Annotated in this window: 5 protein-coding genes; 3 read left to right on the top strand and 2 right to left on the bottom strand. The window is 38.7% G+C overall.

The features are described 5' to 3' along the window. Positions 1–456: 456 nt before the first annotated feature. Entirely contained in the window at positions 457–4,971 is a 4,515-nt protein-coding gene (gene gltB, locus VOI54_RS05710) for a glutamate synthase large subunit (protein ID WP_326281758.1), read from the top strand. A 4-nt stretch (positions 4,972–4,975) separates the two neighbouring features. Then, a complete protein-coding gene (locus VOI54_RS05705; protein WP_326281757.1) occupies positions 4,976–6,439 on the top strand; it encodes a glutamate synthase subunit beta in 1,464 nt (487 codons plus the stop codon). A gap of 615 nt (positions 6,440–7,054) precedes the next feature. Here the strand turns inward: VOI54_RS05705 and VOI54_RS05700 are convergent. Both VOI54_RS05700 and VOI54_RS05695 read right to left on the bottom strand, forming a co-directional pair. Then, a complete protein-coding gene (locus VOI54_RS05700; protein ID WP_326281756.1) occupies positions 7,055–8,482 on the bottom strand; it encodes a DUF5689 domain-containing protein in 1,428 nt (475 codons plus the stop codon). Between the two features lie 11 nt (positions 8,483–8,493). After that, a complete protein-coding gene (locus tag VOI54_RS05695) occupies positions 8,494–11,295 on the bottom strand; it encodes a carboxypeptidase-like regulatory domain-containing protein (RefSeq protein ID WP_326281755.1) in 2,802 nt (933 codons plus the stop codon). 129 nt (positions 11,296–11,424) lie between these two features. Here VOI54_RS05695 and VOI54_RS05690 point away from each other — a divergent pair, with 129 nt between their 5' ends. After that, positions 11,425–12,477: an endonuclease/exonuclease/phosphatase family protein gene (locus VOI54_RS05690; protein ID WP_326281754.1), complete on the top strand. Its 1,053-nt coding sequence runs from the start codon at positions 11,425–11,427 to the stop codon at positions 12,475–12,477. Positions 12,478–12,479 lie beyond the last annotated feature (2 nt).

Here is a 12,479-nt window from a genome sequence, read left to right as displayed (position 1 = left end):
TTGTTTTTAGGTTATTTTTTATTAGATCCATTTCCTTAAGCTCGAATCAAAACTATATTAAAAATTTTTAACCCCCATAAAAAATAGGGGTGTTTGGCTCATTTTTATCAATATTTAAATTTTACCCCTATTTTTTTGAGGGTATTGTCAATAATATTTATTTTTTTGATTTTTCAACAACATAGCAATTTGAATTATCGTCAGTATTTTCTATGTTTTTATGCTATAATTTTTAAGATTGAAAGAAAATGTTATCAGAAATTCACATATCTGCATTTTCACTTATATATATGGTTTGAATATTTGTTAAAAAACACGTGTAATATTGATATATAATTATTTTTATTACGGGTTCTCTTGTAAAATCGAAATAATGAAATACCCCTTATTGTAATTCAAGCGCTAGGGCGTATCTTAGCGCTTCAACTCAAATTTTTAAACCAATATTTGTTGATTATGCTGAAGAAACAAGGACTTTATTTACCCGAATTTGAACATGAAAATTGTGGTGCTGGTTTTATTTGTAATCTTAAAGGAGAGAAAACAAATCAGATCATCCATGACGCTCTGGAAATCCTGGTAAAATTAGAACACCGTGGTGGTGTAAGTGCTGATGGAAAAACTGGTGATGGTGCTGGCTTATTAATTGACATCCCACATGATTACTTTAAGCGCGTTTGTGATTTTACACTTCCTGAGCAAAGAGAATATGCTGTTGGAATGGTATTTTTACCTAAGACAGAAAATCAATACCAATTTTGTAAAACCACGTTTGAAAACGAAGTTAAAGCACAGGGCTTATCTATTTTAGGATGGCGTGAAGTTCCTGTTGATTCTTCTCAACTGGGAGAAATAGCATTAGCCTCAGAGCCAAATATAGAACAACTATTTATTGGAAAGACCGAGGCTATTGACGAAGCTACCTTTAAAGCTAAATTATATGCTGCCCGTAAGATCACAGAACATACCATTAGGACATCCAAGATCTCTGAAAGCGGGTATTTTTATGTTCCAAGTTTATCTACAACTACTATAATATATAAAGGTATCATCATGCCTGAAGATATCGGGCCGTATTATACTGATCTACAACAAATAGATCTGGTTACACGTTTGGCCCTGGTACACCAGCGTTTCTCCACAAACACGATGCCTACCTGGGAACTGGCACAACCGTTCCGTTTTATGTGTCAAAATGGAGAGATCAACACCTTACGTGGTAATGTAAGTAGAATGCGTGTGCGCGAAGAGATTATGAGAAGTGAGGTCTTTGGTCCGCAAATAGATAAATTATTCCCTATTATTTTACCGGGAAAATCAGATTCAGCGTCTATGGATATGGTGGTTGAGCTATTAACCCATACCGACAGATCCTTACCGGAAATTATGATGATGATGATTCCTGAAGCCTGGGAAAAACATAAAACCATGTCTGATGACAAAAAGGCCTTCTATGAATACAATGGTTGCATTATGGAACCTTGGGATGGCCCGGCGTCCGTACCATTTACTGACGGGGATTATATTGGTGCTTTATTAGACAGAAATGGTTTAAGACCATCAAGATATACCGTTACCAAAAGTGGTAAGTTGATCATGTCATCAGAGATTGGAGTGGTTAATGTTGACCCTGAAGATGTTAAAGAGCATGGTAGATTAGAACCGGGAAAAATGTTCCTGGTAGACATGAATAAAGGTCGAATTATTGAAGATGAGGAAATAAAAACTAAAATTGTTTCTGAAAGACCGTATAAAGAATGGTTAGACAAAACACGTCTGCACCTTAGAGACGTCCCTTATACTAATGAGACCTGCCCGATAGAAACTATCGACATAAAAACGCGTCAACGTTTATTCAATTATACGCTTGAAGATATTCAGGAGGTTATTACCCCTATGGCCATTGTTGGTAAAGAAGCTTTAGGCTCTATGGGAATTGATACACCTTTAGCTGTTTTATCAGACCGGCCGCAATTAATCTCCAATTACTTCAAACAATTATTTGCACAGGTTACCAATCCGCCATTAGATGGTATTCGAGAAGAAATTGTAACAGACATTAGCCTGAACCTGGGTAAAGACCGAAATATTTTCAGCATTACCGAAAGACAGTGCCGAAAATTAAGGATTCAAAACCCGGTGATCTCTAATGCGGATTTAGAAAAAATAAGAACCATTCAAATTGAAAGCTTTAAAGCTGAAACCATCCAGATACTTTATCCTAAAGCACAAGGGTTAAATGGTCTGGAAGAAGCATTGGATGATATTATCAAACAAGTTGAAAAAGCTCTAGAAAGAAAAACAAATATTATTATTCTTTCAGATCGCGGCGTAAACCAGGAGTTTGCTCCTATTCCCGCTTTATTGGCTTGTTCTTATGTAAACCACCAATTAAACCGTTTACGTAAGCGTTCTTATTTTGATATTATTATTGAATCAGCTGAACCACGTGAGCCACATCATTTTGCCACATTATTTGGCTATGGTGCCAGCGCCATTAACCCTTATATGGTTAATGAGATTATCAGAATGCAGGTAAAAGAAGGCTTCATTACCGGAATGGATGAACAAAAAGCTGTTGATAATTTCAACAAAGCTATTGGAAAAGGCATCTTAAAGGTTATGAATAAAATAGGAATCTCTACCTTACATTCTTACAGAGGTTCACAGATTTTTGAAATAGTTGGTTTCAACTCTCAGTTTGTTGAAAAATATTTCCCGTATACCGCTTCCAGAATTGAAGGTATTGGCTTATATGAAATTGAACGCGAAATAAACGAACGCTATAAACAAGCCTATCCGGATAATAAGGTCAATAGAAAATTAGGACTGAATATTGGTGGTGATTACCGATGGAGACGTAACGGAGAACGTCACCTGTTTAATCCCACTACAGTTGCTAAACTGCAACAGGCGGTTAGATTGAGTGATCAAAAGAGCTATGATGTCTATTCCAAAGCTATTAATGAGCAGTCTGAAAATTTAATGACCATCCGTGGTTTATTTGAGTTTGATAACTTAGATCCTATTCCATTGGAAGAGGTAGAACCCTGGACAGAAATAGTAAAGCGTTTTAAAACCGGAGCCATGTCTTACGGATCCATATCACGTGAGGCCCATGAAAACTTAGCCATTGCGATGAACCGTATTGGCGGTAAATCCAATTCTGGCGAAGGTGGTGAAGACAGAAAGCGTTTTCAAAAAGATATTAATGGAGATAGCCGTAATTCTGCTATTAAGCAAGTAGCTTCAGGTAGATTTGGGGTAACCTCCCATTATTTAACCAATGCCCAGGAAATCCAGATCAAAATGGCACAGGGGGCTAAACCTGGAGAAGGAGGACAATTACCCGGTGAGAAAGTATTACCATGGATTGCCTCAGCACGTAACTCAACACCTTTTGTAGGGCTGATCTCTCCGCCTCCACATCACGATATTTACTCTATTGAGGATTTGGCTCAATTGATCTTTGATCTGAAAAACGCCAACCGCGATGCCCGTGTTAATGTCAAACTGGTATCAGAAGTTGGAGTAGGAACCATTGCAGCAGGAGTAGCAAAAGCTAAAGCTGATGTGGTCCTTATTTCAGGATACGATGGCGGTACAGGAGCCTCGCCTTTAACCTCATTAAAACATGCAGGGTTACCATGGGAACTTGGACTATCAGAAGCCCAGCAAACTTTAGTGCTTAACAATTTACGTAGTAGAATTGTGGTAGAGTGTGACGGCCAGTTAAAAACCGGTCGTGATGTTGCCATCGCCGCCTTATTAGGCGCTGAAGAATTTGGATTTGCAACAGCACCCTTAGTGGCTTCAGGATGTATTATGATGCGTAAATGTCATTTAAACACCTGTCCTGTAGGTATAGCCACTCAAGATAAAGAGTTGCGTAAAAACTTTAAGGGTACTCCGGAGCATGTTATTAACTTCTTCTATTATGTAGCAGAAGAATTAAGAAGCATCATGGCGCAATTAGGGTTTAGAACCTTAGCCGAAATGGTAGGGCAAACCCATAAAATAAATGCTAACAGAGCCATCAAACATTATAAAGCTAAAGGGCTGGACCTGTCCAGTATCTTACACAGGCCTGCTGTTTATAATGAACTGATAGTAAGAAATACAGAAACGCAAGATCATAATTTAGACAACGTTTTAGACTTTACTATACTAAAAGATTCGCACAGGGCTTTATATAGAAAAGAAAAGACGAACCTATCTTATCCTATAAAAAATATAGACCGTACCGTAGGTGCCATAGTGAGTAACGAGGTCTCAAAGATCTATGGTCACCTGGGACTACCGGAAGACACCTTAAACATTAATTTTACAGGGTCTGCAGGTCAAAGTTTCGGAGCTTTTGGAGCACACGGATTAACCTTTACGGTTAAAGGAAATACCAATGATTATTTAGGTAAAGGCTTATCTGGAGCCAAACTAATCGTTAAAAAACCTGAAGCAGCCGATTTTGTTGCAGAAGACAATATTATTATTGGTAATGTTTGTTTATTCGGAGCTGTAGAAGGTGAAGCTTATATCAACGGTATTGCCGGTGAACGTTTTGCCGTTAGAAACTCAGGAGCTTCCGCTGTAGTTGAAGGTGTTGGAGATCACTGTTGTGAATATATGACCGGTGGTAAAGTGATTGTACTTGGTAGTACAGGGCGAAATTTTGCAGCCGGTATGAGTGGTGGTATTGCCTATGTTTATGATCCTGAAAACAAATTTGTAAACGGTTTGTGTAATACGGAAACTATAGAATTTGAGGACATTACAAGCGAAGATGCAGCAGACCTTAAAGCCTCTATAGAAAAACATGCTCTTTACACCAACAGTAAGAGAGCTAAGGATTTATTGGCAGACTGGGAGACCAGCCTGGGTAACTTTGTAAAAGTTATGCCAATAGAATATAAGAAAGCCCTTGAGCGATTAGCAAAAGGAGAAGTTATGGTAGAAGAATTAACAACAGCATAGTGTCATGGGTAAAGTAACCGGATTTAAAGAATTTGAAAGACAAGATGAATCGTACACACCGGTAGAGGATCGTGTGCAACATTATAAAGAATTTACAGTTCCGTTAAGTGAATCGGAATTAAAAAAACAAGGATCACGCTGTATGGATTGTGGTATCCCGTTTTGCCATAGTGGGTGCCCGCTGGGGAATTTAATCCCGGATTTTAACCATATGGTCCACCAGGGAGAATGGCAAAAAGCATCCTGGTTGTTACATTCAACCAATAACTTCCCGGAGTTTACTGGACGATTATGCCCTGCACCCTGTGAAAAATCATGTGTATTGGGTATTATAGAAGATCCTGTATCCATAGAAAATATAGAAAAGAATATTGTTGAACGGGCGTTTAAGGAAGGCTGGATCAAACCACAACCACCAAAAACAAGAACCGGAAAAACCGTTGCTGTTGTAGGCTCCGGACCGGCAGGTTTAGCCGCTGCGCAGCAGTTGAACAGAGCAGGACATACCGTTACCGTTTTTGAGCGTGATGATGAAATTGGAGGCCTACTGCGTTACGGGATTCCTAATTTCAAAATGGAAAAAGAAATTATTGACCGTCGTTTAGCTATTTTAGAAGCCGAGGGCATCACCTTTAAAACCAATGTTAATGTTGGGGTTAATTATGAGGTTGAAGAATTAAAAGCTTTTGACTCCGTAGTGCTTTGTGGTGGTGCCACAGAAAGGCGAAGCTTACCAACACCAGGTATTGATGCCGATGGTGTGGTTCAGGCTATGGATTTTTTAACCCAGCAGACCAAAGTTGTATTTGGTAAGAAAGTAGACAACCAGGTCATGGCTACAGATAAACATGTGATTGTTATTGGAGGTGGAGATACCGGTTCTGACTGTATTGGAACCTCTAACCGTCACGGTGCCAAATCAGTAGTAAACTTTGAGATCATGCCAAAACCACCGGGACACCGTTCGCCAACAACACCATGGCCGTATTGGCCATTACAGTTAAAAACATCCTCCTCACACCAGGAAGGTGTTGAACGTAACTGGTTAATCAACACCAAGGAATTTGTTACGGATGAGAACAATAAACTTACTGCGCTTAAAACCGTTAATGTAGAGTGGAAAATGGTTCCGGGAGAGCGTCCGCAACTTATAGAAGTGGAAGGTACAGAAAAAACATGGCCTTGTGATCTAGCCTTATTGGCTCTTGGTTTTACAGGACCGGAAAGTACATTGGCTGATAAACTGGGAATTGAAAGAGATGCCCGTTCCAATTACAAAGCCGAGTACGGTAAATACAAAACCAATGTTCCTAATATCTTTACGGCAGGCGATATGCGCCGCGGGCAATCCTTAATTGTTTGGGCCATATCAGAAGGAAGAGAGGCTGCCAGACAGGTAGATATCCACCTGATGGGGAAATCCAATCTACCATCTAAAGATGTTAGTGGCGATTTGGTTGCTATGTAATAAAGCTTAATACATAGAATAAAAAATGCGGACTTGTTAGTCCGCATTTTTTATGGAGGGTGAAAGCGTATATGTTATAATTAAAATCTTTATTTTAATTATTGTTAAATATATTTTACTTATTAGTATATTTTAAATATTACAATTTAGCTTACACAAAATCCAATAGTTAAACGGATGTCATTTCGACAGAGCGAAGCATGAGTCTTTCGGCTCTGCTCAAGATAAACTTTGAGGCATCGCATTCTTTAGACCGTAAAAGAAACAAAGTATAAACCTGCCTTATTATAAAGTTTGTAGTTTTCTACGCACTGAACTAATCTAATAAAAAAACCACAACTTTTACATTGTGGTTCTTTTATTTTATTTGCTTACTCTTAACGCCCACCAGTTGCAAACTGGCGGGAGCGGGGGGGGCAAAACCCTTTATAAAACCTGGCATTGACACAATGTTCTTATTTTACTAGAATAAGAAGCCCTAAACCATTGAAAATTTATCACATCCAAAATCTGCAAAACGTCAGATTGTCTCCTTTTGGTGCTTTAAAAATGATATTTTTTATATGATCTTTTTATCAAAAACACCTCAACAGACCTTAGGGTCATTATTCTGCATTAGGGTTTATAATCTATATAAATATCATCCAACTCATATACCCCGTCAAAGCTTGCCTGTCCGCTACCGGTATATTTAAAGGCTATATGGATGATTCCCGTTTCGCAGGACAGATCTACAATACCGGAATTGAACCACGGGGCAAAGGAATCGGTATCCTTAACTATATAGGCGGCTGATAGCACCTTCCAGGTAGCCATGGTAATGCTTTCTTCGGTACCGTCCCAGTCCAGGGCATAGAGCACTTCCATAAAGCTGCTGTCGGCCAAGCTGTTAGAAGTTTTAAAACGCAGGGTTTCACCATCCTGGGCCTCCAAGTCAATAGCCGGTGTAATAAGCCATCCTATATTACTATGATCTCCAGAACTGGCAGGTTTAAACCTGGCCGACCTTCCTAATGAGGCATTTGATGAGCTTGAAGAATAGCCTTCCCAGGCTTCTGAACCGGCTTCTATATAATTGGTCCAGCCATCAATACTTATAGGTTTGTTGTTTTTCTGGCCCTCAAAATCTTCATGCAGTAAATTCCCGGAACCTACAGAACTGGCCAATCCGCAATTGGATTCCAAAGGATCACAGCGCTCATCATCATTAAAATTCAAATCTGCAGAACTGTTAAGGATAAGCACATTAAAATTATCCCGGAAATCCCTGCTAAAAATACCGGTCACTGTTCCCCTGCCCCCGGGGACAACCAATGTTTTAAAATCTGAAAAGGTACTGGTTTGCAGCAGCATTGAAACTCCGGAATCACAGTGCTCCAACAATCGTAACCCGTCAAATTCATCAAAAGACTCACTTGCAAAAGTAGCCCCCAATTCAAAACGGTTCAGTTGCATGTGCTCTAACCGTATTAAGGTGTTTTCATCCCATTCGGTTAAATCTTCCAGGCCGGCAACTTTTGGGGTTATCTCTGCTATGTCATGACTCCTGAGTATGATGTCCTTATATTCGGAAGCCTGGATCTGATCAACTGTTACTGCATCTCCTTTTCCAATGGTCAGTACGCCACTGCTTTCTCCAATAGTCAATCCGTTCATATGTATGTATACTTTTTGCCCAAATAGATAGGTATCAGATAAACTGCTGGCATTGATATCTATTTTAAAACCCAATCTGGGATCATGATCTGGGTTATTATTATCCGTTTTATTCTGAACTATCAGTTCTTCAAAGAAATTACCCGACCGGTCTGAGGATACCACGTAACCTTCTATATACAGGTCTGTATCCCCTTTAATAGTTACTGTTGTATTTCCATCATTTACGGCTTGTTCATATAAGTTTTTAATGGCTTTAAACGTGGTTATATATTCAGCCGGAATATCTGGTTCATGGAATGTAATATCAGGCAACTCAAAATCCTCATTTTGAACACAGGATACTAAAACGATAAGTATCAGAGCTATAATTTTAATTGTTTTCATAATACTTTTATTTAAAACCTAAGGTTCAGATTCATAAAATAGGTTGTTCCTCTTCCATACCAATATTTTGGTCCAAATACCGGGGTTTCTAAAGCCTTATCATCTCTCAACGCTTTGAAGTTAGCCGTTCTGCCCTGTTCAAAACCTCCGGTTCTATAGGTTTTATTAAGTACATTGTTAATACTGGCAAAAAAACTCACATAATACTGTCCTATTTTCCAGGATTTGCCCCCAACCAAATTAACCACCATATAATCATCAAAGCGTTCCTGCTTTAAAAGTGCTTTGGCCAATGTTTCGTCATAATCACTAAAGACATTGCCGTCAAAATCCGTATTAAAATTAGAGGACCTAGCCAAAGGACTCACATCTAAGTAAGTATCTGAAAAAACATTTGCGGTAGCGCCAAACCACCAAAACTCCGGATCACGATATTCAAACCCAGCTGAATAGGCCCTTTGCGGACCATTTGCCAATCGATAATCTTTTAACCTAGTTTCTCCAAAATCTTTAATACCTTCTACAAATCCGGCTGCAACGGCATCTTCATCGGGTTCGGTAGTAAGATATAAATTAGGATTATTATCATAGATGAACTGTCCCATGGCTGCAACCCCTTTCAGCTTTATTGACGGGGTTACCTGCACCTCAATTCCAAATTCTCCGCCAAAATATTTCTTATCTATACCCTGCAATATTTCCTGAACAAAAACCGCATGATCTCCGCCTACGCCATCAGCAAAAAAGAATGCTATTTCATTGGCATTGGTACTTTTGGTAATGTAACCCGTTACTTTAGCTTTAACACTGGGAGATCTGAAGACATAAGCGGCATCTGCTGACATGATGTTTTCTTCTGATATATCCGGAACTATATTATGATTCTCCCTGGAATTGGAATAGGTATTTTGAATTGACGGTGCTCTTTTAATGACACCTGCATTCAAATTAAACACATGTTTTCCTGTTAATCTATATGTTATGCCTGCTTTTGCTCCAAAACCGGTAAATGATAATTGTTGTCCCTTGCCCAAAGAATTATCAGGAAATCCGCCGTTTTGATAAATCCCTTCTCGCTGGTACCGGGTACTACTCACAGTTCCTGATACATAAAAATCCATAGTGTTATAAGTGCACTGTATTTGCGCATACGTTTTTAATTCTTTGGCAAAAATGTTATAGTGGTATTTAAACGTATCACCAACACCCACCAATCTGTTTGGATTCAGTAAATCATTTTGGGCGTCATTAATATCAGAAGCAAAAGCATCAATATCCAAATAGGTTGAAGCTCCCAAAAGATCCGTAACACGGGCGAAATTTTCTGATGTTAAGGATCTAAAGTGTACTGCGCCATTAAAAAGAACATGTTGGTTTATTGATTTGGTTATAATAGTATTAACCGAAAGTTGCCGGTCATCTACCCGGTCTTCATACAAAGCGTAAATGGCATTACCTCCGTTTTGCGCATTATCAGTATTAGCTTTATACATGGCGGTCCAATCTATTTGACCATCTGCCTGAAATGCTTTTAGTGCCTGATAAACCAATTCTAAATTATCAGGAAAATACTTTTCAAAATAACTTGGGAGTTTTTGGTAATATGCAGGGCTGGGGTTTGAACCTCCGCCTTGTGGTATGCCATTGATCAAATCCGTACCATTATAATCCAGTCTGCTGTTGGCTAATTTTCCAAATTGATAGGCTATATTGGTATGTATTGATGTCTTTTTGTTTACCTCCCAATAATGGTTCAACATTATTATAGGCTCGTTAACCTCTTTTATTCTTGAATTTCGTTTTTTTCCATTTTGCCAACCCCAATATTCATTATATCTGATATGTTTCAGATCATAAACCTCTTGTGTGTTCGGGGAAGATTTTCCTCTTTGATTTGGTGTATATATAGCGGTTATATTTAAACTGTGCTTATCATTAAACCTCTTCTCTACTGAAGTAAAGAATGAATTTGAACGGTAAGTAGTAGCCTCCTGAAATCCTTCATTACCCCAACGTCTTCCCAAAGACACAGTATAGGCCCAGCTGTTCTTTAATACACCGGAGGCATAGGTTACCATAATACGATTGGTATAGCTCCTGTTGGATGACGAGTAGGTTAAGCGCCCTCCTGCCCTGGCTTGCGATGCTCTAACATTAATATTTGTTGTGCCCAGCATCCCTCCAAAATTGTAATTTGATGGTGCCAGTCCTAAAGCCAATTCCTGATTCCTAAGCACATCATTTATCCCGCCCCAATTACTCCACTGCGGCCTGCCATTATAGAGCTTATTCATTTCAATGCCGTTAATCAGCACTGATCCATTCCTGGAATCCATTCCTCTAGCCCTGAAAAAGGATGAGCTAAATTCAAAGGCTGCTGTTCTTTGAAATACATCAAGAGAAGATGCCAATAAGCCCGAAATATTATCAGCACCACCGGTATCCGTGTTTAGTTCATCATCCGTTAACGTTATAATAAACAAATCATCTGTACCTGATGCCTCCCTATCTAAGGTCATATCGGTAATATTTACCGTTTGACCCTGATTGACAATTATCGGGTAACGCCTAGGGGTGTAGCCCGCCATTGATATGCTAAGGACTTGTTCTCCCAATGGGATATCAGACTCAAAAATAAATTCGCCAAAACTGTTAGTTACACGTTTTACAGCAGTACCTTCTATACGTACCAAAACGCCTTCAAGAGGTTTAAAGGACTGTGACTCTTTTACACTTCCTTTAATTAAAGTGTGTTGAGCAAACAATATTGACGAAAAAATTCCACAAATAAAAAGTAGTATTTTTCCTTTCATAATAGATTTAGAGTCTTACAATGTAAGAAGTAACATCCTGAAAACAAAATTTATAGCATTTGTAATATTATATTAACTTTGAACTATGCCCTACAGTTTTTTTAACTAAAATCTAGTACTACCACAAACATGAATTATCTAAAACTTTGTTTCTGCTTTTTGTTTTTATGCGCGTTCTTCAACCTGATTGGACAAGAAAAAAAATTTAAAATCCATACGATTGCGTTTTACAATTTGGAAAACCTTTTTGACACCATTAATGATCCTACCAAGTTTGATGAATATAGCCCTATAATGGAATTGAGGGCAAAACAGGGAGAGGCCTATCAAAAGAAAATACATAATATGGCCCGGGTTATTGCTGATATTGGCAGTGAAGCCACCAAAAACTCACCCAGCATTATAGGCGTTTGTGAAGTTGAAAATAATGCCGTTCTGGAGGATGTTATTAATGACACTTTATTGCTTGGAAAAAATTATGGTATTGTTCATACGGAATCACCAGATGTAAGAGGCATTGATGTGGCCCTTTTATACCGGAAAGAAGTTTTTACGCCTTTAAATGTTAGTGCCCATGAGCTTAAAATCTACGATGATCAAAGTCATAAACGTATTTATACAAGAGATCAGTTATTGGTCAGTGGAACTCTTGAGGATGAGCTTATTCATATTCTTGTAAATCACTGGCCCTCCAGGCGTGGTGGAGTATCCAGAAGCAGGCCTAAGCGTATAGCTGCTGCAAAACTAAGTAAGCATTTGGTGGACTCCTTACAGGCCATAGACCCCTACGCCAAAATAGTTATAATGGGCGACTTAAATGATAACCCGACAAATCTGAGTGTAACCAAAGCACTTAAGGCTAAAAAAGATAAAGGCCAGGTGGGTTTAAAAGGCATTTTCAATCCATTTACAAATATGTTTAAGGACGGCTTAGGCACCACGGCATTCCGGGACACCTGGAGCCTGTTTGATCAAATTATGGTAACCAAACCTCTATTAGAAAAAGACTATGCCTCTTTTCAGTTCTATAAGGCCGGTATTTTTAATAAACAATACCTGATACACCAAAAAGGTACGTACAAGGGCTATCCTTATCGTAGTTGGTCAAATGAGGGGTTTAGTAATGGTTTTAGTGACCATTTCCCTGTTTATGTTTATGTGATCAGGGAAATCACAGAATAATA

This window comes from Alterotamlana spongicola, from assembly GCF_035818475.1.
Taxonomy (GTDB): domain Bacteria; phylum Bacteroidota; class Bacteroidia; order Flavobacteriales; family Flavobacteriaceae; genus Cognatitamlana.
This window is presented reverse-complemented; position numbering and strand designations above follow the sequence as displayed.